Source organism: Nonomuraea sp. NPDC003709, assembly GCF_040610775.1.
In the GTDB taxonomy this organism is placed as follows: Bacteria; Actinomycetota; Actinomycetes; order Streptosporangiales; family Streptosporangiaceae; genus Nonomuraea; species Nonomuraea angiospora_A.
Genome location: NZ_JBEXMW010000020.1, coordinates 137,273 through 150,704, shown reverse-complemented (window position 1 = coordinate 150,704; position 13,432 = coordinate 137,273). Strand labels below are relative to the sequence as shown.

Genomic DNA, 13,432 nt, shown 5'->3' with positions numbered 1-13,432 from the left:
CATCAACGGCCGCCCCGCACCAGCACCGCGGTCCCCTTGCCGGCCATGCGCACGGCCAGCAGGACGAGCCCGGGCAGCGGCAGGAGCATGGCCACGGCTCCGGCCAGGCGCTGGTCGGCGAGGACGCCGGGCGCGCCGGACGGGGCCACGAGCGAGATCCAGTCGGCCGCGACCGGGGGCGCGAGCAGGAGGTACGTCCCGACGGCGAGGTGGGTCAGGGTCACGGCGGCCAGCAGGCGGGCCCGGTCGCCCCACGTCTCCGGGTCCGCCCCCGCCAGGACGCCGAACACCAGCATCCCGAGGCCGAAGAACAGGAGCTCGGTGAGCAGGTGAGGAGCGTAGCCGGACAGCGACCACGACAGCCAGGGCGTGCCGTAGAGGAGGACGAACGCCCCGAAGTAGACGGCGGGATGCGCGAGGAACCGGTACCGGCCGGCGACGGTGAACGGGGCGCCCAGGCAGAGCAGGAGCGGGGCGACGACGGTGAGCACCGTGTGCTGGACCGAGTGGACCGACAACATCGCCCGCGCGTAGCTCCCGACCCCGCCGAGCAGCACCAGCGCCGTCAGCGCCAGGCCCGCGTACCAGGCGATCGCGCGGCCGGCGGGCCAGGAGGCCGCCCTGCGCGCGCCGACCGCGTAGGCGATCGCGGGCAGCATCAGGAGGATCAGGACGGTCGGGTCCAGGCGGAGCTCGGTGATCAGCGCTCCCGGGGTGAAGGGGGCGAGCCCGTACTCCAGGGCGGCCTGGTCGTGACCGCCGCCGCCACCGGGCGGTGGCGGCGTGCGGGACAGGCCGATGGCCAGTCCGACGGCCGCCGCCATCACGATCACCTCGCCGGTGGCCAGGCGGACGAAGGTCCGGCGTACGGACCGGTCAGCGATGCCCGCGACCGTGCGGCGGCGATGGGTCCAGCCGAACAGGCCCAGGAGCACGAGGGCCGCGGTCTTGGCCAGCAGGAGCTGCCCGTACGAGCTCTGCCAGAGATCGGACGGGGCGCTGAGCCGTACCCAGGCGCTGGCCACGCCCGAGACGGCCACGGCGGCGAAGCAGCACAACGCGAGCGCGCTGAACCTGGGCAGCACCGCCGGCAGCTCCGGGGACCTGCGGAAGTGGAGGAGCACCGCCACCAGGCCGCCGACCCAGACCGAGACCGACACCAGGTGCGACATGAGGGCGGAGACGGCGATGTCGTGGTCGCCCGCGGAGGCCGCATGCCCGACGTAGGCGGGCGGCAGCAGCCCGAACACGGCGACCGCCAGCCGGACCGCCGAGGGCAGCCGCCAGGTGAGCCCGACGACGACGGTGGCGGCCAGCACCACGAGCAGGGCCTGGGTCTGCGGGATCGAGGTGCCGAACTCCAGCAGATCAGGCGAGGCGAGCAGGGCTCCGGCGGGCAGCGGGATGAGGTTGGACAGGGTGAGCACGTAGCTCAGCCCGGTCGCCAGGGCCCAGCCGAGCGCCCACCAGCCGACCGCGCGACGGCAGGACCGGGACTCGGGCGAGGAGGCGGGAGCCAGGAGGGCGGCGACGAGCGTACCGACGCAGCCGACCGCGCACACGTCGAAGCAGAACCGGGCCAGGGGCAGCCCCCACTCGGTGAACGGCCCGGCGGTGGGCAGCCCGGGAAGCTCCGGCTTGATGGCCCCGCCGAACCGCAGGACGACGACCAGCACCACCACGCCGGCGGCCACCGCCGCACCGGCGTAGATCCTGGCCGACTTCCCTGCCGCGACCGATGGGACCGATGGGACCGATGGGAACGCCCTGGCCATGGGTCAGCCCGCTTGCTTGGCGATCTCGGCCAGCTCCGCCTTCTGAGCCTTGATGATCTTGTCGGCCAGCTCGAGCGTGGGCCCGTGCTTGCCCGACTTCTTGACGGTCTCGGCCATCATCACGCCGTGCTCCAGATGGCCCGACAACGCCGACAGCCACTCCTTGTCGAAGCCGGAGCCGGCCTTCAGGTCCGCGCCCATCCGGTCGGTCGGCTCCGGCGGCACCGTCTCCTTCCAGGACTGCAGCCACGACGACATCATGTCGATGTCCGCCTTCTCCTCCGCGATGAGCTTCGTGCTCAGGTCACGGACGTACGGGGACTTTCCGCTCTTGGCCGCCACCTCGGCCAGCTGGATCGTCTGCTGGTGGTGCGTGATCATCTCCTGGCTGAAGACCACGTCAGCCTGATCGTGTGTCGTCGACGTGCTGTCCGCCGAGGCCGCGCACCCGGCCGCCAGCACCAGACCGAGCAGGGCCACAACCGCTGTACTCCAACGCATGCACGGAGATACGCACGACACGGAGACGTGGTTCACACGCCCCAAATGCCTGCTCGACAGGTTGTAGAGCTAGCCTGTAGGGCGTGAAGGGTCTTGGCGAGCTTGAGCGCAGCATCATGGACATCCTCTGGGCGGAGAGCAGCGCGCTGACCGCCCGTGAGGTCGGCAGGCTCATCGCCGACCGCGACCTTGCCCCCACCACGGTGATGACCGTGCTCGACCGCCTCACCCGGAAGGGCTTCCTCCAGCGCACCCGGGACGGCCGCGCATGGAGATATCAACCGGCCGAAAGCCGCGACGCGTACATCGCCGAGCTTATGCTGGAAGCCTTGGACATGACGGGCGACCGATCGGCCGCCCTGACTCGCTTCGCCCAGGCCGTGTCGGGCTCGGAGGCGGAGATCCTGCGCAGAGCCCTTACGGAGCTGGAGGAAGAGTGATCACGGCAGCGGCGCTGGCAGCGCTCGCCACGGCGTGCGCGGTTGGCTCCTGGCGTTTCACGACTGCCCGGTGGACCTCACGCGCTCCTCGGCTGGCCATCATCGTCTGGCAGTCCCTGGGGGTGTCCTGGGGCCTGGCCACCACCGGCGCCATGCTCGCCTACGCGGTCCAGCCGTACGGCGAGGGGGTGCTGCCCGGACTGTTCGCGTTCGCGCGGGGGGAGGCGCCGCTGGAAGCGTGGGACCCGCTGCACGTGCTGGCCCTGATCGCGGGGCTCACCGCCCTGACCGTGCTGATCGCGGTGTTGCTCACCGCGGGGGTGCAGGCGCTGCGCGCCCGCCGCAGGCACCGCATGCTGCTCGCGCTGATCTCCCACGACGACCCCGGCGTGCCCGGGGTGCGGGTGCTCGCCCACCCCGGCGCCGCCGCCTACTGCGTGCCAGGCCTGCGTTCGCAGGTCGTGGTGAGCGAGGGCGCGCTCAAGCTGCTGTCGGAGGACGAGATGGCCGCCGTGCTCGCGCACGAGGCCGCGCACGTGCGCGAGCGGCACGACCTGGTGCTGCTGCCGTTCGCCGCACTGCGCAGGGCGCTGCCCTGGTCGAAGGTGGTGGCCGACGCGCAGGCGCAGGTGGAGCTGCTCATCGAGATGGCCGCCGACGACCGTGCCCGGCGCTACTGCTCGCCGCGCAGGCTGGCGACGGCGTTGCTCAGGTTCGGTACGGCGGGCGCCATGCCGACCCCCCAGGGCATGCTCGGCGTGCACGCCAAGCACGTCATGGCCAGGGTCGACCGCCTGATCAAGCCGGCTCCCGAGCTGGCCGCCCCGGTGCGCTACGGCTACATCGCACTCTCTGTGACGTTGGTCACCTCGGCGCCTCTCCTGTGGGTCTTCCAGCTCTGACGTGCTTGCTGGCGTTAACCGTTCCGTTTGCAATTGCAAGCACTACGGGGCAGACTATGAGGCATGGCACTACCCAAGGTCGACTCGATCGGTGAATACATCCGCGAGCAACGGCAGCAGGCGAAGATCTCGCTGCGCCAGCTCGCGGCGGCGGCAGGGGTCTCCAACCCCTACCTGAGCCAGATCGAGCGTGGGCTGCGCAAGCCGAGCGCGGAGATCCTCAACCAGATCGCCAAAGGTCTGCGCATCTCCTCGCAGGCGCTCTACGTGCAGGCGGGCCTCATCGAGGACCGCGAGCCGCCGAGCGACGTCATCACGGCGATCAGGGCCGACACGCACCTCAGCGAACGGCAACGCCAGGTGCTGATTGATATCTATGAGTCGTTCCGTAAGGAGAAGCGCGCCGAAGACGAGCAGACCTCCCAGAATGCTCGCCCCCGGCACGACTCCGGATCGGACGACGAACCGCTGTCAGAGGAGTTTCTCGCCGCTCTTGAGCCCTATACGGCGACCTCCGGCAACGGCAACGTCACCCAGGAAACCAAGGAAGGTTAACCCATGACGCTCGCAACCGAGGTCAAGAAGCTTACGGAGTCCAAGCCGTTCTACGCCGTCGCGGGTGTCGGCGACTTCGCGGTCGAGAAGCTCCGCGAGCTGCCCGACCAGCTGCAGAAGCTGCAGTCGCGCCGCACCGAGCTGACCAAGGACCTGCCGGAGATGGCCCGCGTGTACGCCGGCAAGGCCGAGAGCTTCGCCAAGGAGTTCCCGGAGAAGGCCCGCGGGTACGCCGACCAGCTCGCCGGCAGGGCCACCGAGGCCTACGAGGACTTCGCCACGCGCGGCCGCCGGGTCGTCAGCAAGACGAGCGGCGACGCCGCGCTGGAGCTCGAAGAGGTGGCGCAGGCCGCCAAGCCCGCCACCCCGGCCAGGAAGCCCCGCACCACCAAGGCGAGGGCCTGAGCTGACGCGAAAGCCCGTCTCCCGAGGGAGGCGGGCTTTCCGCTTTGGGGTGCCCGTCTGTCAGGGTCGCCTATTAGGCTGAAGCCGATTTCATTGCGGCGTTGTGCGGAGCCAACAACATGAATTTGATCAACAGTGTCCTCAATCTCCTCTTCCTGGTGCTCGCCGCCGTCATCTTCGGCATGTCGGCGTACGCGCTCGTGCACGCGCTACGGGTGCCGACCGGCGCTTTCGTCTCGGCGGGCAAGCTGCAGAAGAACATCTGGTTGCTGATCCTGGCGCTGGCGACGCTGTTCTCGGTGGGCGGCGCCTGGAGCTACTTCATCGACTTCCTCATCGTCGGCGGCGCCGGTTTCATCGGCCTGGGCGCGCTGGGCTTCTTCTCGATCGTGGCGGCCATCGCCGCCACGATCTACATCGTGGACGTCAAGCCGGCCGTCAAGGGCATGGGCGGGCGGGGCAACAACGGTCCCTACGGCCCCTGGTGATCGACCCGGGCGTTAGGCTGCCGACATGACCTACGACCTCCACGGGCGCACGCAGCGGTTGGAACTGTCCGACCAGGTTCTCCGCGACTTCGAGGCCGTCGTGCTGGACGCGACGCCCGAGGGGATCGTGCTGGACAGGTCGGCGTTCTATCCGGGCGGCGGCGGCCAGCCGGCGGATCACGGAGTGCTGATCTGGCAGGGCGTCGAGACGCGCGTCGTGGGGGTGCGCAAGGGCGACGATCTCCAGCTGATCCCGGCCGAGGGCGATCCGATCCCGCCGGTGGGCACCGTGGTCGAGGCGGCCGTGGCCGACGAGCGGCGCTCGGCCCTCATGCGTACGCACTCGGGGCTCCACGTGCTGTGCGGGGTGGTGTTCAGGGACTACGGCTGCCTCGTCACCGGCGGCAACATGGACGAGCTCAGCGCGCGGATGGACTTCAACCTGCCCGAGGTGCCCCCCGGGTTCAAGGAGGCCGTCGAGGACGCCTGCAACACCGAGATCGCCGCCGACCGGCGCATCGACGTACGCGTCCTGCCCCGCAAGGAGGCGTTCGACATCCCCGACATCATCCGCACGGCCACCAACCTGGTCCCCGAGACCGTCCAGGACGTGCGGATCGTCGACATCGTGGGCCTCGACACCCAGGCCGACGGCGGCACCCACGTGGCCTCAACCAAGCAGATCGGCCACATCAAGGTGGCCAAGATCGAGAGCAAGGGCCGCGGCTTCCGCCGGCTGCGCATCCAGATCTCCGACTAGTCGATCACCTTGGCGAGGCCGTCGAGCAGCGGCCCGAGCCCGAACTCGAAGAGCCGGTCCAGGTCGAGGTCGAAGTCGCCGTTCAGCTCGGCCACGACCCCGGCGAAGGCGCGATATTCGTCGGACTCGGCGATCCAGCGCAGGTGCTCCTCCTGCCCGGCCATGAACTCGTCGGCGCTGAGCCCCGTGGCTGCCTGGGCCTGCCGCTCCAGCTCGAGGTTGGCGGCGATGCCCTGCACGTAGCTGTAGAGCAGGGTGTGTACGTGCATCTTGGCCGTGGCGTCGAGCCTCGTGCCCGCCAGCGCGGCCATGACCCACTCCGTGTGCCTGAGCAGGCTGGCCGAGGGCAGCGGCCTGGTCAGCGAGGTGACGCCGGCCATCCACGGGTGCGCGCGGTAGCCGACCCACTGGAGGCGCGCCGACACCTCCAGCCTGGCCCGCCAGCCGTCCGGCGGCTCCCCCGGCAGCGGGAACTCGTCGACGACGGCTTCGACCATCAGCAGGACCAGGTCGTCCTTGCCGCCCACGTGGCGGTAGAGGGACATGGTGGCCATGCCGAGCCGGTCGGCGACGCCGCGCATGGTCAGCTCGGGCAGGCCCTCGGCGTCGGCGATCTCGACGGCGGCCCGTACGATGCGCTCCCGCGTCATCTCGTTTCCTGAAATATCCGGCCGCCGGGCCGCCGCCCTGCCCCCGCGCGGCTCCGCCACGATCGTCCCCACGCGCGGCTCGGCGACCACGACGCCCTCCTGGGCCAGGAGGGCGAGCGCCTTGGCGGCGGTGGCCAGGGCGACCCCCCGGTCCCTGGCGAGCTGTCTGGTGGACGGGACGCGGTCTCCTGGGCGGAGCCGGCCGTCGGCTATGCGGCGCTTGATGTCGGCGACGATCTCGGCGTAGGGGGCTGCCATCTCATCCTCCTGTACTAGTACAGATCCTGCCATCTTACCCTTGCGAGCTGCTGTCCGTACTTCGTACATTCAGCGTACAACGTCAACACCTGCGAACAAGGAGCAGATCATGAAGGTCCTCATCTCGGGCGCGAGCGTCGGCGGCCCCGTCCTGGCGTACTGGCTGCGGCGGCACGGGTACGAGACCACGCTCGTCGAGCGGGCCCCGGCCCCGCGCAAGGGCGGTCAGGCCATCGACATCAGGGGCGCCGCGCTGGACGTGGTCGCGAAGATGGGCGTCATCGAGCAGATCAAGGCTCTGCGGACGACCATGCGCGGCATGTCCATGGTGGACGGCGACGGCAACGAGCTCATGCGCAGCTATGAGGAGACGGTCAGCGGCGGCCGGTTCGACAGCCCGGACATCGAGATCATGCGCGACGACCTGACCGCCATCTTCACCTCGGTCTCGGGCGCCGAGTACGTGTACGGCGACTCGATCGCCACCCTCGACCAGGACGCCGACGGCGTGGACGTGACGTTCGAGAGCGGCGGCCGGGGGCGCTACGACTACGTGTTCGGCGCCGACGGCCTGCACTCCAACGTGCGCAGGCTCACCTTCGGCCCAGAGGCGCAGTTCCTCAGCCACCTCGGCATGTACGTCTCCATCTTCACCGCCGACAACTTCCTCGGCCTGGACCACTGGCAGACCTGGTTCCGCGAGGGCGACACGGGAGGCGCCGTCTTCAGCGACCGGGACGCCACCGTGATACGGGTCAACCTGGGCTTCGGCGCGGGTCCGATCGACTACGACCACCGCGACGTCGAGCAGCAGAAGCGCCTGATCCAGGAGCGCTGCTCGGGGCTGCGCTGGGAGGTGCCCAAGCTGCTGGAGGCCATGTGGAAGGCCGACGACTTCTACTTCGACGCCATGGCCCAGGTCAAGATGGAGCGCTGGTCGAAGGGCCGGGTCGCGCTGGTCGGCGACGCGGGCTACTGCGCCTCGCCGCTGTCGGGGCAGGGCACCAGCCTGGCGCTGGTGGGGGCGTACGTGCTGGCGCAGGAGCTCGGCAGGGACCCGATCGGGGCCTTCGACCGGTACGAGGAGCGCATGCGCCCGTACGTCGCGCAGAACCAGGCGCTCGCCCACGAGAACCCCGGCCAGGGCGCCTCGCCGGAAAGCGTTCAGCGGGCGGCAACCAGCATCACGCTGGACTGACAGTCACGAACCGATACGATTTGCCGCCATGGGTATCAGACTCACGATGGCCGCCCTCGGAGCCACCGCTCTGACGTTGACCGCCGTACCCGCGTACGCGGCGAGCGCCGGGATCACGGACGAGGTGACGATGACCCTCGGCAAGAACGGCACCCTGCACGTGGTCGAGAAGATCAGCGGGGCGTCGGGTGAGCTCAAGCGGACGTTCATCACCAGGACGCGGTACGACGACGGCAACGACCGCGTCTACCAGATCTCGAACGTCAAGGGCGGCACCCTCGCCGGCGACGTGCTCACCGTGAAGGGCGACGGAACGGTCGAGTACGACGTCAAGGGGACGGTGACCACCTCGGGCGGTGTCGAGGAGCTGCGCTGGTTCGCGGTGAACGGCTGGAGCCAGCAGGTCGCCAAGGCGACGGTCAAGGTGAACGGCCCCGGGCAGGTCCAGAACCTGTCCTGCTTCGCCGGCGAGCTGACCTCGGCCATCGGCTGCACCTCGGCCTCCATGGACCACTCGGCCACCGAGGCCGACTTCGAGCAGGAGAACATCGCCCCCAGCCAGGCCCTGACCGTGGTCGTCGGCTACCCCAAGGGGTCCAGCTCCGGCGTCCCCATCCTGGAGAGGCGCTTCTCGCTGGCCTCGGCGTTCACCCTGAACATCGTCACCGGCGGCGCCCTGGCCGGCCTGCTGGTGCTGCTGCTCGGCGGCGTCGCCCTGCTCTACTGGACGCGCGGCCGTGACGCCAGGGCCGCCGGCCACGCGCAGGGCCCGGTCGATCCGGTGCAGAACGGCCACTTCTCCCCGCCCGACGGGGTACGGCCCGGCCAGATCGGCACCTTGGTGGACGAACAGGCCGACGTGGTCGACGTGACCGCGACGATCGTCGACCTCGCGGTCCGCGGCTACCTGCGGATCGACGAGCAGCCGCGCCAGACGTACGACGCGCCCGACTGGATGCTGGTCAGGCTGCCGAACGCGCCGGTCAACGCGCTGCTGCCGTACGAGCGCGCCCTGTACGACGCCATCTTCGACGGGCGGGACGCGGTGCTGCTGTCGCAGCTGTCCGGCTCGTTCGCGGCCCACCTGGGCAAGGTGCGCGACGCCCTGTACGCCGACGTGGTCAAGCAGGGCTGGTTCGCCCGCCGGCCCGACACCGAGCGCACCAGGTGGACGACGATCGGCGTGGTGCTCATCGCGGTCGGCGTGCTGGCCACGGCGGGGCTGGCCTGGTTCACCACGTACGGGCTGCTGGGTCTGGCCGTCATCATCGCGGGCGGCGCGCTGGCCGTCGGCGGGCAGTACATGCCGGCCAAGACGGCCAAGGGCTCGGCGGCCTTGGCGCACACGATGGGCTTCCGGCAGTACCTGTTCTCCGGCGAGCTGGGGGAGGTGCCGGAGCAGCACCGGGTGGAGCTGTTCTCCCGCTACCTGCCCTATGCGGTGATCTTCGACGGGGTGGAGCACTGGTCGCGGGTGGTGGCCTCGGTCACGGGGAACGGCCACCAGTCCGACAACCTGTACTGGTACCACGGGCCCGCGGAGTGGGACCTGTCCAAGTTCGCCGGGTCGATGCGGACGTTCACCACGACGACCTCGGGCGCCATCTCCGCCGCCCGCCAGTTCCGCACCCTCTGACGTCCTTCTATCGGAACCGGAGCTCACCCACCGGCCGGCCGCCGCCGAACACCGGCGGGGCGGCCAGCTCGGCCAGCTCCGGCGCGTCCAGGCCCAGCGAGCGCAGGGCCGCGACCGTGGCCGGGACGCGGGCGCGCTGGGACCCGTCCTCGATCTTGACGGTGCCCGCGCGCCCGTCCTCGAACGCGAACGCGTCGAACGCCTCCGCCCCCGCCTTCAGCATGAGCCCGGGCAGCGCGCGCATCAGCTTGGCCTCGGGGCGGTCGGTGCCCGAGGTCCACTCGGGGTAGGTGCTCATCGCGTCGAAGATCTTGCGCTCGTACGAGTCGGGAGACGACATCGGGAACGCCCTGAACGCCTTCGTCACGCCGAGCATCGACACGAAGAACAGCGGCGCCCCGCACCCGTCCACCCCGGAAGCCGCCACCCGCTCCCCCGTCAGGTCCTCCACGGTCTCGCGGATCGCCCGCTGGAGCGGGTGCCTGGGCTCGAGGTAGGACTCGGTGGGCCAGTCGTTCAGCACGCAGGTGGCCAGCATGGCGGCGTGCTTGCCCGAGCAGTTCATGTAGACGCGGCCGCATTCCGTGGCACTCCGGTCATATGGGTAGTCCTCGGGGCACAGCAGCGCCGACTCCTCCAGCCCGGCGCCCGCGAGGATCTTCCTGACGCCGTCCACGTGGAACGGCTCGCCCGAGTGCGAGGCGCAGGCCAGCGCCAGCAGCTCATCCTCCAGCCCGAGCCCGGAACGGAGCATGCCGAGCGCCTGGAGCGGCTTCATCGACGACCGTGGCGACGCGGGAACATGCACCGCGCCCTTCGCCTCGACCGGGCGTCCTCCCGCGTCCACCGTCAGCATGCGAGCCTGATGCGTGGACTCCACGAACCCGGACCGGACAACTTCCACAATCATCGACATTTCGCTTCCCCTTTCGGCATGAGTCTACGAACCCTTCTTCCTGGTCCAGAATGGGTTGCCATGCGAGCAGTGGTGCAGAGAGTGAGTTCGGCGTCGGTGATGGTCGACGGTCAGACCGTCGGGGCCATCGACGAGCCCGGCCTGCTGGTGCTGGTGGGCGTCACCCACACGGACACGCGGGCCGAGGCCGCCAAACTCGCCGCCAAGCTCTGGGGCCTGCGCATCCTGCACGGCGAGAAGTCCTGCTCGGACGTGTCGGCGCCGCTTCTGGTGATCAGCCAGTTCACCCTGTACGGGGACGCCCGCAAGGGACGGCGGCCGACGTGGCAGGCAGCCGCCCCCGGGCCGGTCGCAGAGCCGCTGGTGGAGGCCGTGGTGGAGGAGCTGCGCCGGCTGGGGGCGCACGTGGAGACGGGCGTCTTCGGCGCCGACATGAAGGTGTCGCTCGTCAACGACGGCCCGATCACCCTCATCCTCGACTTCTGACCGCCCACGCCCGGGCGCCTGCCCCCGGGAGAGCCCTCACCTCGGCGCCTGCCACCCGGAGAGCCCTCACCTCGGCGCCTGTCACCAGAAGAGCCTCACCCGGGCGTCTGCCGCCGGGAGGGCCCTCAGCGGATGCGGCGGCGGAGGGCCGGGTCGATGGAGACGTTGCGTCCCGCGTCCGGCGGCACGATGACCTCCTGCGCGGCCGCCACCCCACCGGCCAGCAGCGGCGCGTCCACCGGCACCGTCCGCTTGACCACCGCGAGCGCGATCGGCCCGAGCTCGTGGTGCCGGGCGGCCGACCCGACCACACCGATCTCCTGGCTCTCGAAGATCACCGGATCACCGTGCGCCGGCAGCGTGTCGACACTGCCGTCGAGGTGCAGGAACACCAGGCGGCGCGGCGGGTGCCCGAGATTGTGCACCCGGGCGACCGTCTCCTGGCCGCGGTAGCACCCCTTGGTCAGGTGTACGGCCGCACCGATCCAGCCCACCTCATGGGGAATCGTCTTGTGGTCGGTGTCGAACCCCAGCCGTGGCCGGTGCGCCTCGATCCGCAGCGCCTCGTACGCCCACAACCCCGCCAACGGCTTGCCCAGGTGGTCGGGCAGCTCGTCGCGCGGCACCAGGAAGTCCTCCGTGGCCGTGGACAGCACGGCCAGGTCGTCGGCCCGCGACACCTCGACCCGCAGCATGAACCGCATCCGGTCGAGATAGTCGATCAGGCTCTGCGCGGTGCCCGGCTCGACATGGGCCAGCATGCTCTCACCGTCGTCGACGAGCGTCAGGTGGTGCAGCACGTGACCCTGCAGGTCGAGATCGAGCGTCTGCGTCCACTCGCCTGGCTTCAGGGTGTCGAGTTTCTGCGAGGTGAGGTCGTTGAGCCATTTCAGCCGGTCTACGCCGGAGATGCGGACCACCTCACGGTTGCTGCGGTCGACGACCGCCTCACCCTTGGCCAGCGCACGCTGCTCGGCGAACAGATCGCCGTAGTGCGCGGCAACGTCGGAATCCGGCCCATCGGCCGCGACGGCACCGGGGAGATCGAGCAGAGGGCTACGCATGCCCTCCAGGTTATCGGCACTCACGCCACCGCCCGAAAACCCCCACCCACTCGCCCGCGTACGGCAGCCACCCGACAACCGGAAGCGACCACTCACTTACTTACGGCAGCCACCCGACAACCGGAAACACGTACCTTAGGCAGCCGCCCGAGACCCGGGCCCGGCCACTCGCGTATCCACGGCAGTCGCCAAATAGCGGCAAACGACCACCCCACTCACCCACCTGCGGCAGCCGCTCAACGACCGTTAACGACCACCGCCCCGGCTCCCGGCAGTCACGACAACGCCCGAGGGCGGCCGTCCTCCCGTCCGCTACCGGCAGTTGCGGCACCGTCCGAAGACGGTCAGATGGTGCACGTCCGCGACGAACCCCAGCTCCTCGTCCAGCCCCTTGACCAGCCCGTCCGCCAGCTCGGGCCGTACCTCGAACACCTCGTCGCACCCCCGGCACACCAGGTGCACGTGATCGGCCTCAGCGGCCAGGTGGTAGGTCGGCGCACCGTGGCCCAGATGCGTGTGGGTCACCATGCCGAGCTCTTCGAGCAGCTCCAGCGTCCGGTAGACCGTGGAGATGTTCACGCCACGCGCGGTCTCGCGGACCTTGACGCAGATCTCCTCGGGCGTGGCGTGCTCCAACGTCTTGACCGCCTCAAGGACGAGCTGGCGCTGCGGGGTGACCCGGTAGCCCTTGGCGCGGAGTTCCTCATGCCACTGCGTCTCCGTCATGCCCTGAGTGTACGGCCCGGCGATATTCACTTGCCCCTTTCGCGCAGAAGCGCATAGCGTCTTTGGTACGCGGAAAGGAGGTGGTCCAAGCAATGGTGAATCATAGTTGGGCTAGCGAGGTGGTTGTCCGCTAACGCTGCGGACTGTTGTCTCGTGACGTATGCGAATACGAGGCAACCACCGGGGCCCCTGGCAGCCGGAGGGCGGGACCATGATCCCGTCTTTGGTCCATCCGGCCCACCTGCCGAGCAGGTGGAGTTCGCCTGGGGCCCTTCTTCATGTCCACGTCGGGAAGCCGAGCCGTTGCACGCACCTTGCCGGACGGACGCCCCACTCGTGAAAGCCCCGCCTGACGCTTCGGGGCGTGGCCGGCACCGGCTCCAAGAGCACGACCGGGACCACTCACCCGGCCACCGAGGCGACCTCGACACGACCGGAGCCACTCACCCGGCCACCGAGACCTCCGCACGGCCGAGTTACACCCTCGACCACCGAGACCTCGACCGCCGCAGAGCGCCACCGGGGTTACTCACCCAGCCACCGGGACCTCGGCACGACCGGGTTACGCACCCAACCACCGAGACCTCGACCGCCGCAGAGCGCCACCGGGGTTACTCACCCAGCCACCGGGACCTCGGCACGACCGGGTTACGCACCCAACCACCGAGACCT

General features: G+C 70.0%; 15 protein-coding genes. 9 read left to right on the top strand and 6 right to left on the bottom strand.

Features of this window, described 5'->3' with window-relative positions; genetic code table 11:
* Positions 1 to 2 precede the first annotated feature (2 nt).
* Together ABZX61_RS45810 and ABZX61_RS45805 are read right to left on the bottom strand one after the other, a co-directional pair.
* The gene (locus ABZX61_RS45810; RefSeq protein WP_355204323.1) at positions 3 to 1,775 is read right to left on the bottom strand and encodes a cytochrome c oxidase assembly protein; all 1,773 of its coding nucleotides are present in this window, start codon (positions 1,773 to 1,775) and stop codon (positions 3 to 5) included.
* 3 nt (positions 1,776 to 1,778) lie between these two features.
* Positions 1,779 to 2,255, bottom strand: a complete 477-nt coding sequence (locus ABZX61_RS45805) for a DUF305 domain-containing protein (protein WP_350733243.1) — start codon at positions 2,253 to 2,255, stop codon at positions 1,779 to 1,781.
* A 104-nt stretch (positions 2,256 to 2,359) separates the two neighbouring features.
* Between ABZX61_RS45805 and ABZX61_RS45800 the strand changes: the two genes are divergently transcribed.
* The 6 genes from ABZX61_RS45800 (at position 2,360) to ABZX61_RS45775 (ending at position 5,826) form a co-directional block, all read left to right on the top strand.
* A complete protein-coding gene (locus tag ABZX61_RS45800) occupies positions 2,360 to 2,716 on the top strand; it encodes a BlaI/MecI/CopY family transcriptional regulator (protein WP_350733241.1) in 357 nt (118 codons plus the stop codon).
* Positions 2,713 to 3,618, top strand: coding sequence for a M56 family metallopeptidase (locus tag ABZX61_RS45795; RefSeq protein ID WP_355204319.1), 906 nt, complete (start codon positions 2,713 to 2,715; stop codon positions 3,616 to 3,618). Before ABZX61_RS45800 ends, ABZX61_RS45795 begins: the two co-directional genes overlap by 4 nt.
* A gap of 63 nt (positions 3,619 to 3,681) precedes the next feature.
* The gene (locus tag ABZX61_RS45790; protein WP_350733238.1) at positions 3,682 to 4,173 is read left to right on the top strand and encodes a helix-turn-helix transcriptional regulator; all 492 of its coding nucleotides are present in this window, start codon (positions 3,682 to 3,684) and stop codon (positions 4,171 to 4,173) included.
* Positions 4,174 to 4,176: 3 nt separating this feature from the next.
* Positions 4,177 to 4,578: a hypothetical protein gene (locus tag ABZX61_RS45785; RefSeq protein WP_355204316.1), complete on the top strand. Its 402-nt coding sequence runs from the start codon at positions 4,177 to 4,179 to the stop codon at positions 4,576 to 4,578.
* 119 nt (positions 4,579 to 4,697) lie between these two features.
* A complete protein-coding gene (locus ABZX61_RS45780) occupies positions 4,698 to 5,066 on the top strand; it encodes a DUF2516 family protein (protein WP_192789781.1) in 369 nt (122 codons plus the stop codon).
* A 25-nt stretch (positions 5,067 to 5,091) separates the two neighbouring features.
* Complete coding sequence (locus tag ABZX61_RS45775; RefSeq protein ID WP_355204313.1) at positions 5,092 to 5,826, top strand: alanyl-tRNA editing protein; 735 nt, start codon at positions 5,092 to 5,094, stop codon at positions 5,824 to 5,826.
* Here ABZX61_RS45775 and ABZX61_RS45770 read toward each other — a convergent pair.
* A complete protein-coding gene (locus ABZX61_RS45770) occupies positions 5,823 to 6,734 on the bottom strand; it encodes a GntR family transcriptional regulator (protein ID WP_355204310.1) in 912 nt (303 codons plus the stop codon). The two genes, ABZX61_RS45775 and ABZX61_RS45770, sit on opposite strands and share 4 nt — an antisense overlap.
* Before the next feature lie 109 nt (positions 6,735 to 6,843).
* Here ABZX61_RS45770 and ABZX61_RS45765 point away from each other — a divergent pair, with 109 nt between their 5' ends.
* Both ABZX61_RS45765 and ABZX61_RS45760 read left to right on the top strand, forming a co-directional pair.
* A complete protein-coding gene (locus ABZX61_RS45765) occupies positions 6,844 to 7,932 on the top strand; it encodes an FAD-dependent monooxygenase (protein ID WP_355204307.1) in 1,089 nt (362 codons plus the stop codon).
* A gap of 28 nt (positions 7,933 to 7,960) precedes the next feature.
* Complete coding sequence (locus ABZX61_RS45760) at positions 7,961 to 9,568, top strand: DUF2207 domain-containing protein (protein WP_355204304.1); 1,608 nt, start codon at positions 7,961 to 7,963, stop codon at positions 9,566 to 9,568.
* Between the two features lie 7 nt (positions 9,569 to 9,575).
* On the opposite strand, the gene ABZX61_RS45755 is transcribed toward ABZX61_RS45760, so the two are convergent.
* Positions 9,576 to 10,484 carry an asparaginase gene (locus ABZX61_RS45755; RefSeq protein ID WP_355204301.1) on the bottom strand — a complete coding sequence of 303 codons (909 nt, stop codon included), beginning with the start codon at positions 10,482 to 10,484 and terminating at the stop codon, positions 9,576 to 9,578.
* A gap of 60 nt (positions 10,485 to 10,544) precedes the next feature.
* On the opposite strand from ABZX61_RS45755, the gene dtd reads away from it, so the two are divergent.
* On the top strand, positions 10,545 to 10,970 hold the full coding sequence (dtd, locus tag ABZX61_RS45750) for a D-aminoacyl-tRNA deacylase (RefSeq protein ID WP_355204298.1): 426 nt from the start codon (positions 10,545 to 10,547) through the stop codon (positions 10,968 to 10,970).
* Between the two features lie 125 nt (positions 10,971 to 11,095).
* On the opposite strand, the gene ABZX61_RS45745 is transcribed toward dtd, so the two are convergent.
* Together ABZX61_RS45745 and ABZX61_RS45740 are read right to left on the bottom strand one after the other, a co-directional pair.
* Positions 11,096 to 12,034 carry a folate-binding protein gene (locus ABZX61_RS45745; RefSeq protein ID WP_355204295.1) on the bottom strand — a complete coding sequence of 313 codons (939 nt, stop codon included), beginning with the start codon at positions 12,032 to 12,034 and terminating at the stop codon, positions 11,096 to 11,098.
* A 312-nt stretch (positions 12,035 to 12,346) separates the two neighbouring features.
* Positions 12,347 to 12,760 carry a Fur family transcriptional regulator gene (locus ABZX61_RS45740; protein WP_185070409.1) on the bottom strand — a complete coding sequence of 138 codons (414 nt, stop codon included), beginning with the start codon at positions 12,758 to 12,760 and terminating at the stop codon, positions 12,347 to 12,349.
* Between the last annotated feature and the right edge of the window lie 672 nt (positions 12,761 to 13,432).

Excerpts from the sequence above, each read along its gene's own strand:
- ABZX61_RS45810 (WP_355204323.1), bottom strand. The coding sequence starts at position 1,775 with ATGGCCAGGGCGTTCCCATCGGTCCCATCGGTCCCATCGGTCGCGGCA.
- ABZX61_RS45790 (WP_350733238.1), top strand. The coding sequence starts at position 3,682 with ATGGCACTACCCAAGGTCGACTCGATCGGTGAATACATCCGCGAGCAA.
- ABZX61_RS45785 (WP_355204316.1), top strand. The coding sequence starts at position 4,177 with ATGACGCTCGCAACCGAGGTCAAGAAGCTTACGGAGTCCAAGCCGTTC.
- ABZX61_RS45780 (WP_192789781.1), top strand. The coding sequence starts at position 4,698 with ATGAATTTGATCAACAGTGTCCTCAATCTCCTCTTCCTGGTGCTCGCC.
- ABZX61_RS45775 (WP_355204313.1), top strand. The coding sequence starts at position 5,092 with ATGACCTACGACCTCCACGGGCGCACGCAGCGGTTGGAACTGTCCGAC.
- ABZX61_RS45770 (WP_355204310.1), bottom strand. The coding sequence starts at position 6,734 with ATGGCAGCCCCCTACGCCGAGATCGTCGCCGACATCAAGCGCCGCATA.
- ABZX61_RS45765 (WP_355204307.1), top strand. The coding sequence starts at position 6,844 with ATGAAGGTCCTCATCTCGGGCGCGAGCGTCGGCGGCCCCGTCCTGGCG.
- ABZX61_RS45760 (WP_355204304.1), top strand. The coding sequence starts at position 7,961 with ATGGGTATCAGACTCACGATGGCCGCCCTCGGAGCCACCGCTCTGACG.
- ABZX61_RS45755 (WP_355204301.1), bottom strand. The coding sequence starts at position 10,484 with ATGTCGATGATTGTGGAAGTTGTCCGGTCCGGGTTCGTGGAGTCCACG.
- dtd (WP_355204298.1), top strand. The coding sequence starts at position 10,545 with ATGCGAGCAGTGGTGCAGAGAGTGAGTTCGGCGTCGGTGATGGTCGAC.
- ABZX61_RS45745 (WP_355204295.1), bottom strand. The coding sequence starts at position 12,034 with ATGCGTAGCCCTCTGCTCGATCTCCCCGGTGCCGTCGCGGCCGATGGG.
- ABZX61_RS45740 (WP_185070409.1), bottom strand. The coding sequence starts at position 12,760 with ATGACGGAGACGCAGTGGCATGAGGAACTCCGCGCCAAGGGCTACCGG.